Annotated in this window: 14 protein-coding genes; 5 read left to right on the forward strand and 9 right to left on the reverse strand. The window is 37.1% G+C overall.

The genetic code is table 11. The annotated features are described in order from the left end of the window. Positions 1-11: 11 nt before the first annotated feature. Positions 12-914 (reverse strand): aldo/keto reductase, encoded by a 903-nt coding sequence (locus ND812_RS00250; protein WP_265373755.1) that lies wholly within the window; start codon positions 912-914, stop codon positions 12-14. Continuing rightward, positions 914-2,077, reverse strand: coding sequence for an LLM class flavin-dependent oxidoreductase (locus tag ND812_RS00255; RefSeq protein ID WP_265373756.1), 1,164 nt, complete (start codon positions 2,075-2,077; stop codon positions 914-916). The genes ND812_RS00250 and ND812_RS00255 overlap by 1 nt, the downstream gene beginning before the upstream one ends. A gap of 109 nt (positions 2,078-2,186) precedes the next feature. Between ND812_RS00255 and ND812_RS00260 the strand changes: the two genes are divergently transcribed. Beyond that, complete coding sequence (locus tag ND812_RS00260) at positions 2,187-4,028, forward strand: SLC5 family protein (protein ID WP_265373757.1); 1,842 nt, start codon at positions 2,187-2,189, stop codon at positions 4,026-4,028. Between the two features lie 368 nt (positions 4,029-4,396). Beyond that, positions 4,397-5,236, forward strand: a complete 840-nt coding sequence (locus tag ND812_RS00265) for a hypothetical protein (protein WP_265373758.1) — start codon at positions 4,397-4,399, stop codon at positions 5,234-5,236. Between the two features lie 94 nt (positions 5,237-5,330). On the opposite strand, the gene ND812_RS00270 is transcribed toward ND812_RS00265, so the two are convergent. The 3 genes from ND812_RS00270 to ND812_RS00280 form a co-directional block, all read right to left on the reverse strand. Next, positions 5,331-6,611, reverse strand: coding sequence for an adenylate/guanylate cyclase domain-containing protein (locus tag ND812_RS00270; protein ID WP_265373759.1), 1,281 nt, complete (start codon positions 6,609-6,611; stop codon positions 5,331-5,333). 85 nt (positions 6,612-6,696) lie between these two features. Continuing rightward, the gene (locus ND812_RS00275; RefSeq protein ID WP_100719767.1) at positions 6,697-7,908 is read right to left on the reverse strand and encodes an NADP-dependent isocitrate dehydrogenase; all 1,212 of its coding nucleotides are present in this window, start codon (positions 7,906-7,908) and stop codon (positions 6,697-6,699) included. A gap of 46 nt (positions 7,909-7,954) precedes the next feature. Continuing rightward, on the reverse strand, positions 7,955-8,521 hold the full coding sequence (locus ND812_RS00280) for a hypothetical protein (protein ID WP_265373760.1): 567 nt from the start codon (positions 8,519-8,521) through the stop codon (positions 7,955-7,957). Here ND812_RS00280 and ND812_RS00285 point away from each other — a divergent pair. Continuing rightward, complete coding sequence (locus ND812_RS00285) at positions 8,505-8,975, forward strand: LIC_13246 family protein (protein ID WP_265373761.1); 471 nt, start codon at positions 8,505-8,507, stop codon at positions 8,973-8,975. The two genes, ND812_RS00280 and ND812_RS00285, sit on opposite strands and share 17 nt — an antisense overlap. A 98-nt stretch (positions 8,976-9,073) precedes the next feature. Continuing rightward, complete coding sequence (locus ND812_RS00290) at positions 9,074-10,069, forward strand: hypothetical protein (protein ID WP_407658527.1); 996 nt, start codon at positions 9,074-9,076, stop codon at positions 10,067-10,069. Positions 10,070-10,085: 16 nt separating this feature from the next. Here the strand turns inward: ND812_RS00290 and ND812_RS00295 are convergent, their stop codons facing one another. Next, positions 10,086-11,033: an MBL fold metallo-hydrolase gene (locus ND812_RS00295; protein WP_265373763.1), complete on the reverse strand. Its 948-nt coding sequence runs from the start codon at positions 11,031-11,033 to the stop codon at positions 10,086-10,088. A 48-nt stretch (positions 11,034-11,081) separates the two neighbouring features. Between ND812_RS00295 and trmB the strand changes: the two genes are divergently transcribed. After that, the gene (gene trmB, locus ND812_RS00300) at positions 11,082-11,741 is read left to right on the forward strand and encodes a tRNA (guanosine(46)-N7)-methyltransferase TrmB (RefSeq protein WP_265373764.1); all 660 of its coding nucleotides are present in this window, start codon (positions 11,082-11,084) and stop codon (positions 11,739-11,741) included. A gap of 76 nt (positions 11,742-11,817) precedes the next feature. On the opposite strand, the gene ND812_RS00305 is transcribed toward trmB, so the two are convergent. From ND812_RS00305 to ND812_RS00315, 3 genes are read right to left on the reverse strand one after another with little or no spacing between them, the layout of a single operon-like run. Next, positions 11,818-15,411 carry a tetratricopeptide repeat protein gene (locus ND812_RS00305; RefSeq protein ID WP_265373765.1) on the reverse strand — a complete coding sequence of 1,198 codons (3,594 nt, stop codon included), beginning with the start codon at positions 15,409-15,411 and terminating at the stop codon, positions 11,818-11,820. Then, positions 15,408-17,021 carry an LIC10124 family lipoprotein gene (locus ND812_RS00310; protein WP_265373766.1) on the reverse strand — a complete coding sequence of 538 codons (1,614 nt, stop codon included), beginning with the start codon at positions 17,019-17,021 and terminating at the stop codon, positions 15,408-15,410. Before ND812_RS00310 ends, ND812_RS00305 begins: the two co-directional genes overlap by 4 nt. Continuing rightward, complete coding sequence (locus tag ND812_RS00315; RefSeq protein WP_265373767.1) at positions 17,018-17,989, reverse strand: FecR family protein; 972 nt, start codon at positions 17,987-17,989, stop codon at positions 17,018-17,020. Before ND812_RS00315 ends, ND812_RS00310 begins: the two co-directional genes overlap by 4 nt.

A 17,989-nucleotide genomic window follows, 5' to 3' on the forward strand; every position in this document is an offset into this window, starting at 1 on the left:
ATCAAATGGGTTTAAGCTACTTCTTTACCTCTTGCCACTTCCAAAATGGCAAACCAATCCACTCGCGTTAATGGATAAGAAAAACATGCTGCTGCAGATTTGATACGTTCCAAATCATTGGTTCCTAAAATGGGGACAAGTCCTGCAGGGTGATTCAAAAACCATGAATATACAATTTGGTCGATACTTGCACCTAATCGTTTTGCAATTTCCTGTATTTTGTTTGAGGTTTTGATTTCCGTTTCCGTTTGCGGTGAGAATACCTTTCCACCAGCGGTAGGAGACCATACCATAGGATGGATGCCAGATTCAATCATTTGGTCAAAGGTTCCATCAAACATAGGTTCAGTGTAAAATAGATGAAACTCCACCTGGTTTGTGAAAAGAGGACGTTTGCATTTTGATTGGACCATTTGGAATTGTGTAGGAGTAAAATTAGAAACTCCAAAATGTTTGACCTTACCTTCTAGAACCAGAGAATCAAAAACTTCTGCCATTTCAGTTGGATCCATAAGTGGGTCGGGTCTGTGAATGAGCACCACATCCAAAGAATCAACTTGCAGCTTCCGCAAAGATCGTTCCACCGAATATCGTATATGTTCTTTCGATGTATTATAATGTTTGGTTGGATATTTGGCACCTGGAACTTGTATCCCACATTTTGTAATGATTTTGATTTTATTCTTTAAGTCTGGGTGTTTCTTTAATACTTTTCCAAAACGTTCTTCATTTTCAAAATCTCCATAAATATCTGCATGGTCGAATGTATCGATCCCAAGTTCCAAACATAAATTGATTTTTTCATAAATTCGATCTTCACCAAACCCATGCTTGTCTTCATGTAACCTCCAAATCCCATATACCAAACGAGAAATGGATAAATTATGTTTGGGAAAATTAATTTGCGGAACCATTATTTTCTTTCTCCTGTTGTCAGAGGTGTGACAGGAATACCCTTGGGTTTCCTTCCTTGTGCTTCTGCAAAATTCACTGTTTTTAATTTTGGTAACACTTTGTTCGCGAATAGTTTTGATTCCTCAATGAGCGGATAACCGGAAAAAATAAATGCGCGAATTCCCATCTGGATGTACCTTTGGATTTTTTCATACACCTGTTCAGGTGTTCCGACAATCGCAGAACCACAACCAGATCGTGCAAGTCCTATCCCTGACCAAATCATAGGTTCGATGAACAAATCAGAATCTGCAGACTTACGTAATTCATCTTGACGTAAAACACCTGCGGAATTTGAATCAAGTGCTCTATGTTTGATATCATTAGCTCTTTCAATATCAATTTTTGATAACAAACGTTTTGCGGCGTCTTTTGCTTCCTTTTCAGTGTCTCTGACAATCAAATGGATCCGTAGACCAAAATCAATTTTGCGCCCGAAACTATCTGCACGCTCACTTAAGTCTTTCATCGTTTCAGCGAGTTTCTCTTCCGTTTCAGGCCACATCAAAAACACATCACAAAACTCAGCACATAATGCTCGTGCATCTTCTGAAATCCCACCAAAGTAAAGTAAGGGACCACCATTTGTTTGGTATGACTTCACTGGATCTGCCGTTAAATCCAATTGGTAATGTTTTCCCTGAAAGTTGATGTGATCCCGTGTCCAACCTTGTTGTAAGATTTGGATCACTTCCTTTGAGATTTCATATCTCGTTTTGGAATCACGGACTGTTCCAGGTAAATCAGAAGAGATGATATTGATGTTGAGCCTTCCTTTTAGCATATGATCCAAAGTGGAGAGGGTTCTTGCAAGCATGGGAGGATGGATTTCTCCACACCGAATCGCCGTTAGGAGAGAAATTTGTTTTGTAAACTGAGATGCTGCAGCAGCAAATGTTAAAGTATCTTGTCCTGTTTGGTAAGAAGAAGGTAATAGAATATTTTGATACCCCAACTCATCTGCTATGCGGATGATGTCGGCACAATGTTCGAAACTCGAACGTAAGTTCCCATCTGGAACTCCTAAAAATTCATAATCTCCATTGCATAGGTCACAAAACCAGGCAACTTCCACAGACGTGTCTTCGGATCGAATGGCGGGTGCTTTGGGAATCGGATTCATTGTTGCCAATAGAAACCGAGATACCAAGAAACGACAAGAGGGATTTCAAAAAATCTATCGCTTGCTTTATTTTTAGAAAAAATCGATTCTGGCGGTTCCATTCCTGACAATGATCACAACAATTGATATCCTTTTCTTTGGGTTTACCTTCCTACTTGTGCTTGGGATAGGAATGGTTGCAGGTAGAAAAGAATCCTCATCAAAGGACTATTTCCTTGGAGGAAGAAGCCTTCCCTGGTGGGGAATTGCGGGTTCTCTCTTTGGCACGAATATTTCGGCAAACCATTTGGTAGGAATGCTAGGCATCGGTTTTTCAGTGGGGTTTGCACAAAGTCATTATGAATTCGGATCCATTCCAGCAATTGTACTTTTGGCATTTGTATTTTTACCTCTATTCCGAAGAAAAAAGTTTTTTACTCTCTCCCAATTTTTACAGGAAAAGTTTGGAAAAGAAACAGCAAAAATATACTCCGCTATCTCGCTGATTCTCATTACCATCCAACTGACTGGAGCCTTGTACATCGGAGCACGTAGTTTTTTACCATTTTTGCAAAACCTTGGTATGTCGGTTACTTACACGGAACTTGTCATTTGGATTGCATTTACTTCTACCATCTACACTTGGTTTGGTGGATTAAAATCAGTAGTATACACAGATGTGATCCAAACCTTTTTAATTTTAGCATCGGGTCTTGTACTCGCCTATCTTTCGATTACAAGACCCGAAGTTGGTGGGTTACTTGAGCTTTTTACAAAAGAAGAAAGTAGAATGGACGGACTGAGTAAAATGAATTTGTACTTACCTCCAAACCACCCTACTCTTCCTTGGACGGGAGCGCTGAGTGGGTTATTTTTATTACATACATTTTATTGGAATACAAATCAATATGTCGTACAAAGAACATTAGGAGGAAAATCGCTAAGGGAAGCACGTTATGGGATTTTAGTCGGTGGACTATTAAAACTCACCGTCCCTTTTTTTTCGATCTTAACCGGGATTGCTGCGTATCAAATTTGGTCTTCCCTTGGGGAAACGACAAATATAGCTCCTGATGAAGCTTTTTCCAAATTAGTTGTATTAGTTGTTCCTGTTGGTTACGGACTCATTGGAGTCATCCTGGCGGGATTATTAGGAGCAATCTTTTCAAGTATTGATTCCATGTTACATTCAGCGGCTACATTATTCACCATTGATTTTTACAAACCACTCTTTGAAAAAAAAGGAGAATCACTTTCTGATGAAAGACAAATGAAATCGGGTAGAATGTTTCTTTTATTATTTTCTTTTTTGGTAACAGTGTTTGCAATCGTTCTCATTGATCCCAATTCTAAGAAAAATTTCTTTATTGAGTTATCCAATCAAAGTTCTCACTTCACACCAGCTCTACTGGTTGTTTTTTTACTTGGAATTTTTAATGTTAAAATCAACACCAAAGCAATCTGCGGGACAATCCTTCTCACTCCTTTCCTTTCCCTATTAAGCCCCTATCTATATACAAACTATGCACCTGATTTCATTAAACTCACATTTGGCGAAGAATTAAATTTTTTACACCGAGTCTTTCTGATCTTTCACTTTGCCTTTTTTGTCTTAGCATTGGCCGCATTCCTCCAATACAAAAAGAATCCAAAGGACAATTCACTCCAAGGACTGATTCAATTCAATCCATTCAACCAAAACCCACAAAAACAAAATCAACATTTCTTTTTGATTAGTCTTTCCGTCTTTTCCATCCTATTTTTTCTCATTATTTTTTTTCGTGTCCAATTCGCTAATTCAAAATTCCTGATCGCGGTATTGGGATTTTTACTATTTATCCTCTCTTCTTTGATACTTACCTATCGCAAAAAATCAAAGAAACAAACCCTTATTTCTGTATTTCGCAAACGAGATGAATGGTTGTATGGAATTTTATTAGGTTTCACATTCTTCTTTTATTTATGGTTTTAGAAAAAATAATCTAACAGCTGCAAGTAAAATACATTAGTATTTGAAAAATAGCATTCAAAGATGTGCCCATCTACTTTAGTTTGAGCATCTGGATAGACTGGAACATAATTTACGATTGACTACATTCCAAAACAAAACGGTTCTTTGCCCTTCTTGTAACCACCCGATCCCTGCCAAAAAATATGGAAGATTCCATTGTAACGTCGTCCAAACCAATTTTTTCTTTGATCGAAAAGGTAAAAAATTCCTTCCATAACTGCAAAAAATTGGGAACACCACCTAGATTTCTTGTTCTATTATTTTTTTTACATCGACAATTACTTAGTGTTTCAGTAAAATTCTCCCTTACCATTCATGGAGACTAAAGAATGAAACGAATCGCAACTTTGTTACTCTTATCGATTTTAAGCTTACAACCAATTTTATCGGAAGACAAACCTGTTCCACCAGGTCCACCTAAGGAAGGATATTACATCATCACTTATAAAAACTACTCCGTAAATTTAGAAATACAAGTGAATGGATATGATGTTCGGAGTGGTTTATCGAACGAGGATTCATCAGGACAAGCTGATATCAACTATTGGATCTTACCTAGCGATAATAAAATTAGAATCCGATTCACAGAACGAAAACAAAATAAAAAACAAACTTCAGGATTACCAAGTGAAGCTGAAGTAAAACTCATCATTGGTCAGAAAGGCCAATTCCCTGATGAAGGTGTTTTACTTGAAAAAGTTGAACACAACCAATCAAATCCAAAACAAATGGGCTTATGGATTGAAATTCCGTTTCAAACCCCATTCTCCCCACCTAGTGAGCTGTGGAAACAAGCAGAAACTTTAAGTCTATCAAAAGAATTGGAGGATTCCGCTATCTCTTTTTTAAAAGAATTCACCCAAGTACTCAATACAAAAGATGCAAAAAAGATTTTGTCTGCGACTTCCTTTCGAGCAAAAGATACATCCGAAGTTAGATACTACCCTTATAATGAAGCTGATGAATTAAAATCAATTCAAGGAATGACTAAATCAATCGGGTCCTCATGGAAACTCAATCCATCAGAAACTCAATTTAAATTACTTTGTAACAATCAAATTCTTGAAATCACAAACAAAAAAGGAGACCCGATTATCACTTCCAAAAAAGGTGCAGCGATTCCCGTTTATTTGAGTCGGATTGCAGGGAAATGGGTCATTGTTCGTTAGTATCTTATTTCCATTGATGATAAATTACATGAAATAAGAACCTATCTAAAAAGTACTACCAAGGGGAGAAATGTATTTCTCCCTCAGCTTAAGATTAGTTTGATTCCCGAACTGATTTTTTCTTCTCCGAAATTGCATAGATTTTTTTTGGAGAGCTAATTCCTTTCAATTTATGTTCGCCAAGCTCTTCCCACCTAACCGGAATTTGTTTGGCCAAGTTTTCGGAGGCAAGAACTGCTTTTCCTAACTCACCACACATACCTGCGATCCGACTCGTCAAATTAACAGCTTCTCCAATCACAGTAAAATCCAAACGATCCATAGATCCGATATTTCCATACAAGATTTCACCAGAATGCAAACCGACACCATGATGGATTGAAATTTTACCCTCTTTTTCTCTTTCTTGGTTTAATTGCTTTAACAATTCACCTAACTTACGAATTGCGAGTAACACTTTTTTGCCTACAACCAATTTGTTTTTCTCATTGTAGGGAAATACTGCAAGGACACCATCCCCTAACAACTTTAACACTTCTCCCCCAAATCTTTCAATTTGAGGAATCGCTACACCAAAATAATCATTTAATAACTTGATAACTTCTTCAGGTGGAAGGGTTTCACTTATGCCAGAATAATTTCGAATATCTGAAAACCAAATTACTGATTGGATATTCTCTAACTCACCTAAATAAATTTTGCCAGAGTATACTGTTGAACCAGTTCTTTTCCCCAAATAAATACTGAGTAAGGATTCTGTGAGTTCTGATTGGATAAAAGTCCACCACTTCAACGCAATTAGGTTTAAAGATTTTGTTAAAAAATCTACTTCTGTTTCATTAAATCCATTTGGTTTTTTCGTTAATAAACTTAAAAAAGCATAACTATTTCCTTTTTGGATGACAGGTACTGCCAAATACCCAGTTCCACCTAAAGGTGCTAATTCTTCCAAAATAGGATAAGGATAATCGCCTTTTTTACTAGGATCAAACTGATAATAATATGTTTTTTTGGAAGTTAAAACATAATGTATAGGACTTGCTGTAAATTGTGAAGACTGTATAGAACCTAATCTAAATTTGGTGACTCGAATGGAAGAATCTGGAAATTCGTAAAGTGAACTTGAATGGAATAACGAATTTACCTGAACATCAAATAGTTCTTTTTGGGAATTTGGTGCCCAAAGATATGCCATCGTCTCGACTTGGGGGTGTAAAGTTTTTGTTCCCATATTCCCTCTCATAATATCAAAACCTAAAGATTGTAAGTATTGAATATAAGAATGGAATAAAACAGCCGGAGAATCAATTTTAGGAAGTTCTACCAAATACCAATCCATAAAACTATCGAGTAAAGACTTGGATTCGTTTGTCATGGAATGTTTATTGGATAAGGAAAAAGAAAGAAGGCAAGAAAATAAAGAAATTCACCCCGCCAAATGACAGGGTGAATCGTATTGTTTATTTGAGTTTAGCATCCAAACGTTTTTGTACAGCTTCCATGAATTGAAAAGTATCCAATTCTGTTTTCTTTGCTGCTGTTGAAAGGGAAAGTAGATCTTTTGTCATTTCTCCGCCTTCAATTGTTTCGATGATTGCCTCTTCTAATTTGTGAGCAAAATTCACTACATCTGGAGTTCCATCGAGTTCTCCACGTTTTGCAAGGGCACCTGTCCAAGCAAAAATAGATGCTACTGAGTTTGTAGAAGTAGTTTCCCCTTTTTGATACTTACGGTAGTGACGTGTCACAGTTCCGTGAGCTGCTTCGTATTCGTATTTTCCATCTGGGGACACAAGAACGGAAGTCATAAGTCCAAGAGATCCAAAACCAGAAGCAACCATATCACTCATCACGTCACCATCATAGTTCATGAGAGCCCAAAGTTGACCACCTTCGTTTTTCATGATTTGTGCAACCGCATCATCAATGAGGTAATAGCTGTAAGTGATACCTGCAGCTTTCATTGCAGATTCTTGTTCTTTTGCCATCGTATCAAAGATATCACGGAAACGAGCATGGTATTTTTTTGAAATGGTATCTTTTGTTGCAAACCAGATGCTGATTTTTTCAGATAATGCATATGTGAAACATGCTTTTGCAAAAGACTTAATAGACTCATCCAAGTTGTGCATCGCAAGAGCAACACCTGCACCTTTAAATTCATTTACGAGTAGTCTTTGTTTTTCTTTTCCAGATGCATCTGTATAAACGAGTTCTACTTTTCCTGGACCATCTACAAGAATCTCTACGTCACGATAGATATCACCGTATGCATGGCGACCAATCGCAATTGGTTTTTTCCAAGAATTAACTGCCGCTGGAATGTTTTTGATAATGATTGGTTTACGAAATACAGTTCCATCTAAAATTGCACGGATTGTTCCGTTAGGTGATTTCCACTCTTGTTTTAAATTGTATTCTTTTACCCGGTCAGCATTTGGAGTGATTGTCGCACACTTCACACCAACACCGTGTTTTTTGATCGCATTAGCAGAATCAACAGTTACTTGGTCATCCGTTTTATCACGATATTCTACACCGAGATCATAATACTCTAATGTAATATCTAAGTAAGGGTGAATGAAACGATCTTTGATTTCTTTCCAGATGATTCTTGTCATTTCATCGCCGTCTAACTCGACTAACGGTGTTTTTACTTTAATTTTTCCCATTGATTTCTCCTAAACTCATACTATTTTAACTTTAAAATTATAAAACTTAATTGGGACTTCCCATATAACGATTCCAAATATAATGACAGAACTCTGTCGAATTATTGATCGCTCCTGAAATGGTATGGATTCCAGTGAAGGATGTATATCTTTTTCTATAAGCGTCCGATTCCGAAACAAGAGAAAGTTTCGCTTCTAATTGGAGTAAAACTTCTTTCCAGGTTTCACAATGTTCGGCTACAAAAGGATCATTTGCTTTGATTTTTAATTGGTTGGCTTCTGAAATGTGAATTTCCCAAAAATGAGCCGGAAATGCAGGAGGAGTATAACGATCGCGAATGGTTTCCAAATCTTTTTCGATTTCCTGGTCTTTGAAACTATGGAAAAAGAAAAAACCACTGAGTTTGAGTGAGATAGGCAAATAAAACCGAAACGTTTTGTCATAGGATACCATTTGGTTTAACACCCAAAGGGTTGATTTCCCGGTTTTCCCTTTTTCTTGGAAGGATTTGGCATCCATTTTAGCCAATTCATCAAAACAGTATTGGGCGAACCGAAGTTTCTCTTTCCAGAATATTTCTAAGATCTCCGTGACCATGTCTGTTTCGTTCATCTTGGATAGGGGAAAGTATTTTTCAAGTGAGAATCCTTTTTTAAGAACCAAGTCACTCTCTCGTTTACCTCCCTTTGGTATGAATGACAATGATTTATCCTGGCATGAATTGGTTTCGAAAAAAGAAGAGTTTTTACACATCCTAAGGATTCTAAACCATTATTACGAAATGAGAGGGGAAACCAAGTCCAAACAATTTGGATTTAGGCGCCTTCTTGCCGATTCTGATCCAAACTCTGTCCAAATCTTTTTTGCGAAGATTGGCCAGTTCGAATACCAGGTAGCTTGCCGCATTTTACCCAATGAGGAAACGGAAACTTGGATCCATGTAGATGGTATTGCCGAGGAAAGAGAGCGTTTACGACAAATTGGAAATACAGAACACCCTGTGTTCTCTTTAGTGTGTTTGGGTGATCTCTTTTCGATCTCCGTTCCAACTCTTTTGTCCATTTAAAGGAAATCCCCAAGAAAAACCTTGCTTCTTTTTTCAGGTCCTATTAGTCTTTGTCGGTGCGATGGAAGAGTAACATTGGTAATCTCCTCTTGGTTGTTTTGGTATTTGTGAGTTTAACCCAAAACATTTCTGCTGAAGATTTTAAAACACAACACTACCCTGAAGAAGGTTACCTGCAAGGTTGGAATTTTACCTTTCGGAATGAAAAGTACAATCTGTTTGCAACCTTTCTTGTGAGTAATTTTGGTCCAGGTTCCCTCAACAATGGAATCTCATTACTGTTAAAAACCAAAGAACAACCTGTATTTTATTCCACTCGCGAATTTGATGCAGAAGAGTATGAATTTAAAAAAGGACAGTTTTACCAACGAAGTGGTGAAAACTGGATGGAATATAAAAACGGAGTGTATTCGTTTTATATGAACTACGGTGATTGGGAAATCAAATTGGATTACAAACCACGTAGAGGCAATGTCCCCATTTCCAAAGGTAAATTCCCTTTAATAGAGAAAGGAAAATTCGTTCAAGCAGACATCCCTTTTTCCTACTCCAGTGTCACAGGAACCATTCGATACAAAGATGTCACAGAAGAAGTAAAAGGTGTTGGAGGGCTAGAACATATCCTTACCAATGAAGCAGTTTATCAGTTTTCCAAAAAATGGGAACTGGTTCGTTCCCAAACAAAAGACAATTATCGAATTTTTACAGGTGGTTTTATTGGAAATTCTAATTTCCCAGGTGAATTTTTCCGTAGAGTTGCTGTTCTCAATCCTTCAGGAAATTTAATCTTAGAAGGAACAGTTGAGAGGGTAGAAGTTTTAGAATGGGAAAAAGAACCTACTTCCGGTTATACGATTCCAAAATCGGAAATTTTATACTTCCAAAATGAAACTTGTAGATTGAATGTAAAACGAACTCGTCCCATTGCAACAATGAGTGCCTTGGAAAATATTTCTTCTTTTTTACGATTTTTCATCCAATTGTTTTTTGCAAAACCCTACCAAATCCATTGGTATGCAGAACTTAAATTAGAATGCCCTGAATATTCAGGGGAAGCAAAAGGTTACCATTCCAATTATTTAATTAACGAATAATCAATGGTACCGATTCTTATAAAATAAACTTTTGGCCTTCATGTGCTATGTGTACTTGCATACCACCTGGTTTTAGTAAACGTGCTTCGTCTAAGATGATCCTTGCCACTTCATGGTCAGTATGGTCAGGTTCATGGTGGGTTAAAACCACTGATCGAATTTCCATCATTTCTGCGAATTCAACAGCCTTACTAACAGCTGTATGCCCCCAGCCTATTTTTTTCTCTGCTTCGGAAGTGCTATACTGTGCATCAATGATGATAAGATCTGCGCCAGCAATTTGGGGTTTCATCTTTAATAGATGTTCTCTGTCTTCTTCACGGTATTCAACATCCGTACAAAATAAAAATATCTTGTTACCTTCTCTAATCCTGTAACCCGTACACGAACCTGGGTGACGAAGTCCAAAAGGAATGATTTTTAGACCACCTAACATATAAGATTCAAATTCTTTCCATAAATGAAAATGTTTTTTAGAAGCCATTTGTTGGAAGGTAACTGGAAAGTTTTCAGGGTGTTGTTGTCTTTCCAAACGTTCTTCTAAATTGGGAATACAAGAATAAAAATGTATGTTCACTGAGGGTGAATACCCTGGTTTGAAAAATGGCCATCCTTGGATATGATCCCAATGTGTGTGTGAGACAAGGATATGAATGTCCATCTCTTTTCCACTAAAGGCTTCAGATGCCAGCTGGTTTCCGAGTACTCGTAACCCTGTTCCCATATCCAAAATCACTCTTTCTCCACCATCACCTTCGATAAAAACACAAGTTGTATTGCCACCTAAGTCTTGTGAGAGAGGGATCGGTAGATGGTTTAAAAACTCCTCTTCGGAAAAACCGTTTGGGTCTTTTTTCCACTCTTCTTTTGCTAAATGCAGAATCTTTAAGGTTTTTTCTCGTTGTTCCTGTTTTGAAATCGGAGTGGGAAGACTACCTCGCACACCAAAAAGAGTTATTTTCATCTAGTTCCTTTTAAAAATCCTGACATTAAATCATCGGAAGAAAAGCAATTGTTAGTTAATCCAGAAATCCAAGAAAAACTTTGGAAGTTTACCATTAGATCTTCCTACAAGTCTGACTATCTCCTGCAACCTAACGAACGCGGGAAAAAAATCGACCTAAAAAATTCTTTCCCTGCTCACACCAAAAACTTTGTTTTGGAGTTAGGTTCTGGTTGGGGTGAAGTTGCCATTGAATTGGCAAAAAATGACCAACAAACAGGTTACCTACTCATGGAAAAAAAGGTAAACCGCATCATCCACACCGAAAAACAAAGAAAAACGTTAGGTTTGGAAAATATTCGTTATATGACCGTTAACTTCCAATGGTTTTTCGATGAACTCCTTGAGAAAGAAATTTTTGACAAAATCATTATCAATTTTCCCGATCCATGGCCAAAAAAAAAGCATCATAAAAATAGACTGATGCAACCTCATATGATACAACAAATATCTAGTTTGTTAAAACCAGGTGGTGAACTTTTATTTGCGACAGACTATGGTCCCTATGCGAGAAAAACCATCTCCCTATTTCGAAAATTTCCTGAGTTTTTATGGAAGGACAAAGAATACGAATTTGAGAGGCCTGGATTTCCCATTTCATTTTTTGAGACGGAAAAACGAAATGAAGGGAAACGGATTTATTACTTAAAACGAACCAAACCTTTGTGATTCGTTTTATAGCATTCCATCCGTCTTTATCGATTTAAGTGTCAGAAAATTGATTTGAGTCGTTTAACCACACACTCTAATCTACAGTCACCGTACTGATTCGCAAACCGTCACGATCACCTTTCCAAGGAACAGGTGTTTTTTCCTTTCCTTTGATGATGACCAATTCCTTCGATCTTCCTTCAACTACCAAACCATCCATAGGGTAATAAAAATCACCTTCGATTTGGTATGAATCTTTCCATTTTGAACCACCTTTCCAAAGATAAGTGGTATTCTCTGTATTCACTAGGAGTGAGTCGGGATTTTTTAAAACAGATCTTACCGATTCTGTTTTGCCGATGGCATATAATTTTGCTTTTTCAGTGCCTTCGTAGATTTGGCCACCGAGTTGAACCAAACAAGATTCCTCAAGACAACCTAAGAAGTTGGCAGACTCTTTTGTGTCTTTTTTGGCGATAGGAAGTGATACTTTAGATTCCTTTTCGTTTGGTACAGATGGATCAAAAACTTGTACTAGAAAGTCTTTTTTAGTATCACGAATCACAAATAGTTTTCCTTCCCCATTAAGAGAGAATCCAACAAAATCATTTCCATTCCATTCTTCTTGTATTTCTAAATTTGGATTGGTACGAACCAGTTTTCGATTGGGAGATTTATCTTTTTCCAGTAAGAGAAAAAATCCATTATTGTCAGCTGACCCTTGTTTTACTTTCCAACCAGCTAATACCTGTTTTTTGAAAGACATCTTTCCTGATTCAGGATAAATTTTTGTAGCAGTATCATTGGAAATTCCCACAAGTTCTTTACCCGCCACAAGCAACTGGAATGGAGTAGAAGTGTATTGTTTCCAAACTAGTTCCTTGGTGATACGGTCATAACCTACAATCGCAGTACCATAATTTACGATAATACGATTTGGGTATACAATCGGAGTCGAAACTGGTGTTCCCGATAAATTGAGATCTGTTACATGGAGTGGTTCATCATCTAAAGCATCCGAAGGAAGTAACCTTGCGTATTTTGTTTCACCATATTCACGTAAGATTTTCTCTTTCACTGCATTTCGTTTAGACTTAGTTTTCTCTGATGGAGATTGTTTTTGTTTTGCATCCAAGATACGGAATTGGGCAAACATTGCTTCTGCAGATGGTTCTTCTTTTAAAACACGATCAATGGTTTTTTCAGCTTCATCCAATTTGTTTTCTTTGAAGTAAATGTACGCCAATTGGATTTCACCATCCATAAAATCAGGATCTGATTTACGAATGGATTCAAGGATTGATTTTGCTTCGTTTGTTAGGTCTTCATTGAAATAAGCAATTGCTAAGTTATAAGAAGAAAGTCCAAATTCAGAATCTTTGGCTCTTGCCTTTTCAAATTCATGTTTGGCAGCATCCATTTGGTTCAATTTATAATACGCAAGACCTTTTGCGACATTACTTGGCGCAAAATTTGGATTAACTAGGATTGCTTTGTCAAATTCACCAATCGCTGCTTCATAATTTTTACGCTTCATGGTAACAAGGCCTAACATGTAATAGGCGTAATAAGAATCTGGTTTTTCTTTTAAAATGTCATAGAAACCATCTTCGGCACGTTTGAGTTCGCCCTTTTTATAGTAGAAAGAATAAATCCCTTCTTTGAAAGAGATGGCATTTTCTTTATTGGATTTTACAGCATTTTCTAAAATGGAGAGGCCTTTTTCCTCCTCCCCTTTTTCTATATAACACTCTGCGATTTTAACAAGGAGAGAAGCCTTTGGCACCCGGTCGTATGCCTTTTGGTAAGGAGTTACTGCTTCAATGAATTTTTTACGATTAAAAAGTGTATTACCTTCTTTGACTAATGGTAATATCTCCGCAAAACGAGAGTTCTCCGAAACAGTTTTTTCAGTTTCAATGAGTTCAGGAATGTCCTTTGTGTATTTTTTGGATTTTTGAATGAACTCGTTTGCTTTTGTATAATTCTCTTTTGTATTTTCCTCGACAGCTCGTTTGTAGTACAAACTTCCCAATCGATAATCCACTGCTTCATTTCCAGGAAACTTTTTCTTAAGTCCCATATAGATGGACTCAGCTTCATCCCACTTACTTGCATCCTCTGCAATCCTTCCCAGTGTGATGGCACTAAATGGATCTGTTGCGGAAAGAGTTTCCAATTTTTTAATGTATTCTTTTTCTTTTTTGGACTCACCCGTTTTTGCATACACACGAGCAAGACCTTGTAAAGCACCTGGGTTGGCATTGTCCAAACGGTAAGCTTCTAAATAAGAACCTTCTGCTTTTTTGTATTCACTAAACGCAAAGTAACCACGTCCAAAGGCATTTTGAACGGCTGGGTTTTCAGGATTTACACCCATTGCTTTGCCATATTCATCAAACGCTTGTTTGCGTTTTCCTTGGCGTAAAAAAGTATCTCCACTTGCTATGAATTTTTGTGATTCTGCTAAGACTTTCGCTTTTCGAATGTCTTCTTTTTTTGCTTTTGGATGTGTTTCCGCTTTTTTTAAAACATCTAATGCTTCATCAAAACGACCAGAATCAATCAAAACATAGGCCAAATTCATTTTTGGTTCAATAAAGTTTGGATCCCAAGCGGATGCATCCTGGAAACTAAGTGTTGCTTTTTTTACTTCACCCCATTTCCACTCACATATCCCTTGTTTGTTGCGAATCTCAGCGTTTTTAGGAACTTTTTGTAAGGCTTGTCTGGAAGTTTTTAAACAATCTGAATAATTGTGTGTTTGAATGAGAACGTTACAAAGACCAACGTACGCATTAGCATTTGTATCAGAGAGGGAGATAGATTTTTTAAAACTCTCTTCACTCTCTTTTAATTTTCCATTTAATAATTGTGCGTTCCCTAAAAAGGACCATACCGAAGCATTTTGAGGCTGTAATTCCGAAGCTTTTTTGAATTCGTTAGTTGCTTCTGTATAATTTTTTTTGTTTAAAAAATCATTTCCTCTTTGGATGAGAGAAGCAATTTTAGTGGAAAGTTTTGCGTCTTTTGCAGACTTAAGTTCTGGATTTAATTTTTCAGCTTTTGCAAAATAACTCTCAGCTTCATCATATCGTTTTAGTTCTAAACAAACATCACCTAATTGATTGAGTAATTCAATCGGATATGGGAAATCTTTTTTATCTTCTAATGACTTTAAAGTGACCAAACTTTCTTGGTAACGACCTAAGTTTTTTAATAAAAGTCCGGTTTTGTATGTGTAAATGGATTCTTCTGGTTTTAGTTTATTGAGAGTTTGGTACGTATTGAGTGCAGCTTCATTTTCACCTAAAGTGGACTGAACTGTTCCCAGTCCGATAAGGATTTTCTCATTTTGAGGGTCTAAATTATTCCCTTTTTCATACGCAGATTTGGCATTTTCATATTCACCTAACTGGTAATAGGATGCACCAAGTAATGCATATCCTTCCACAAGTTCAAAAGTTTGGATCGAAGATTTTGCTTTTTCTAAGGCAACATCAATGTTTCCTTTTTGGAATTCATTACTTCCATCAGCGATAAGAGTTCTAGCTTCTTCGATTTTTTGTCGATCCGTTGCATTTGATTTTTCGACAACAGAATCTTTTACAGTGACAGACTGGAAATCACGAGAACGACAGCCAATAAACGTGATGAGTAAAACGGATACAACAATCAATTGTTTCATTTTTGGAACCTTTGTTCAAACTTAACCATGTCTGGGTACTGGATTTTTAATCCTCTGAGTGGGACTCCCACCAAAGGGGCATTATGTGGAGTGAGAACACCTAAATTCCAAAATGATTCAAAATTCCAAGGAAATTCCTCAACCATTTTGTTACCCAAATACAAACGTATCATTTTTTTCTCAATATCAGTTGTGAACTTTATGCTACGGCCTTTGAGTTCATCTTCCTTATTCCATCGATATGAGGAACGAACTGGTGCTTCTGATTCAGATTGTGAGAACTTCACGATATGAAAATCAGTTTGGTCTACATACACTAAAATCGAATTTTGAGAATGGTCATGGATTGAAAGCCCAAGCGCACCATTGTATTCTTTTTTTAAATCTAGTATGAGTTCAACTTCAAGGTAATCAGGAATGAGGTCTTCGGAAAAAACTCCATACCAACCCTTCGGTAACTCTTTGTTTTTTGCAAATGTCAATTTGCCTGGAAATGTTGCAGAGAAGTTAGGTGAAGGTGTTGACAGGTTCCAAAATTCTTCAGATTCCCAACCCACTCCATCTTCCAAAGAAATTGGTAAAGCAATTGATGTAATTTGTTTTGGTCGAATTTTGATTCCTGCCTTTGCATATTCAAAATGGGAGTCGGTAGTGGTACGAATGAATTGGACCGGATAACTTCCGTAAGGAACTCCCGATTCAGCGTATTGTGTTTTACCTTTTTTTTGGCCATCAATGACAACATCAAGCCCAGGAGGGAAACTAGAAACAACGACAGTTCCTTGGGAAATATCATCATTCCATTCTTGGAATACTCTTGTTGTTTTCCCAGCTCGTACTAATATATTCCGTTTTACTTGGTCTTTACCAGGTTTTGCAAATGAAAGTATATGTTTACCGTTGATCAGTGTGTAATTGAGTAAAGGTGCTTTTCCCACTTCGACTCCATCCAGATAAATGGTTGTGCCGGGAGATGTGGAGAAAACAGAAACTTTCCCTTGCAAGGAAGCTGTAAAATAATTTCGTAATTCATCAACAGAAGGAGAAGAAACCTCTAGAAAATAAGCAGGGACAAACTCGGTTAAAGGGAGGAGGTGTTTTTTTCCATGAAAGACATCGAAGGATTTTGTTGATTTGGCTTTTGGTTCTTTTTCTTCTTGGTAAACAAAAACCGCCTTACCGAAGTTTTGCGAAAGAACAGGGTCTTTGTATTGGACGTCCACTGTCATTCGATCCACTGATTTGGAAAGGCTCAGTTCCAGAATGATATCGATATCATTCGATTCGAAAAACTTGGTATCTTGTTTGATCGGGGCTTTTTGGTATACACCCAATTTGGAATGAGGGAAAAGGATTTTTTCTTCTAATAGAGCTAAGTCAGATGGAGAAAACCCCTCTGGAATTTGTTTCCAGAGGAGAGTGAAACTTGGGGTTGATTTATTTACCAGTCGTTCTCTGTAATCTCTACCCGAAGGAAGGGGTTCAGACTCTCCAAGATCTGGAGTGACAAACTTAGGTTTTGTAAAACTTCGATTGAGTGTTTCGATCTTTGTGACCGAAGAACAATAACCGACTAAAAAACAAAGGACCGGTAAATAAACATATCTCATTTCGTCTTATCAAAACTCTCTTTAGGAGCTAATTTTAGTGAATCTTTTTGCACATCTTTTTTAATGTATTTAGAATCTTCAATTGATTTTGCAGTAGTGATCACTTCATCTGACTTTGATTTGGTGATTTCACGAGTTTTTGCTGCTTTTTCTAATTCTTCGACAGAAGAACCTAGATTCATCTTTTGAAGTTCTTCATTGTTTGATTTGAGTTCATTTGCAAGAGACTCAAACTGTAACATTTTTGTGTTTTCAAACACTAACATTTCTTTCATTTCACCTAAGGATTGTTTGTCCATTGGTTTGATCATTTTATCAGAAAGTTTTGTGTCAGAAGCCACTTCAGCTGACTTTTGTTTGTCGACTACGATTTCATTATCAGAGTTTGATTTACGGATCGCAACCGCACCATCAAGAACCGTATACTTTACAACACAGTTTGAGGATCCGCATGCTACGTTTCCACCTTTAGCAGAAGGATTTTCTACATTGGTAAGGAAGATCGTTCCACGAACACCCGCGATAGAAGTTGGAGTCACAACACTGAAAGACTCTGTTTTTCTTTCTTTACGAAGAACAGTTACTAGTTTTCCGTATTGCATGTTTACTTCTGTTTCACGTGTTCCATCGTTTGCAGCAAATGCTTGGCTTACGCTAAGGGAAGTATTTTTGTTTAGTTTGAGAACACCGTCTTCACCTACCAAAAGTTCAACAGATCCATTTTCACCTGTAACAATTGTGTCTTGTGAAGTCAATGTATCACCTAAGCTTGGTTTGATTTGCCCATTTTCTCTTAATACGACTACATCACCTTTTACAAAGGCAATGATCACATTACTAGCTGGTTGGTTTTTATCTGTAACGTTTGTTACAGTCTCTTTTGAGTCTTTTTGGCAAGCTACGGCAAACATGGCAAAAATCGCCACAAATCCCAAAACCGACAATTTTTGTATGATTGTACGTTTCAT

It is taken from the genome of Leptospira limi (genome assembly GCF_026151395.1).
Classification (GTDB): Bacteria; Spirochaetota; Leptospiria; order Leptospirales; family Leptospiraceae; genus Leptospira_A; species Leptospira_A limi.

Coding starts and splice junctions, on each gene's coding strand:
- ND812_RS00250 (WP_265373755.1), bottom strand. CDS start 914: ATGGTTCCGCAAATTAATTTTCCCAAACATAATTTATCCATTTCTCGT.
- ND812_RS00255 (WP_265373756.1), bottom strand. CDS start 2,077: ATGAATCCGATTCCCAAAGCACCCGCCATTCGATCCGAAGACACGTCT.
- ND812_RS00260 (WP_265373757.1), top strand. CDS start 2,187: ATGATCACAACAATTGATATCCTTTTCTTTGGGTTTACCTTCCTACTT.
- ND812_RS00265 (WP_265373758.1), top strand. CDS start 4,397: ATGAAACGAATCGCAACTTTGTTACTCTTATCGATTTTAAGCTTACAA.
- ND812_RS00270 (WP_265373759.1), bottom strand. CDS start 6,611: ATGACAAACGAATCCAAGTCTTTACTCGATAGTTTTATGGATTGGTAT.
- ND812_RS00275 (WP_100719767.1), bottom strand. CDS start 7,908: ATGGGAAAAATTAAAGTAAAAACACCGTTAGTCGAGTTAGACGGCGAT.
- ND812_RS00285 (WP_265373761.1), top strand. CDS start 8,505: ATGTCTGTTTCGTTCATCTTGGATAGGGGAAAGTATTTTTCAAGTGAG.
- ND812_RS00280 (WP_265373760.1), bottom strand. CDS start 8,521: ATGAACGAAACAGACATGGTCACGGAGATCTTAGAAATATTCTGGAAA.
- ND812_RS00295 (WP_265373763.1), bottom strand. CDS start 11,033: ATGAAAATAACTCTTTTTGGTGTGCGAGGTAGTCTTCCCACTCCGATT.
- ND812_RS00305 (WP_265373765.1), bottom strand. CDS start 15,411: ATGAAACAATTGATTGTTGTATCCGTTTTACTCATCACGTTTATTGGC.
- ND812_RS00310 (WP_265373766.1), bottom strand. CDS start 17,021: ATGAGATATGTTTATTTACCGGTCCTTTGTTTTTTAGTCGGTTATTGT.
- ND812_RS00315 (WP_265373767.1), bottom strand. CDS start 17,989: ATGAAACGTACAATCATACAAAAATTGTCGGTTTTGGGATTTGTGGCG.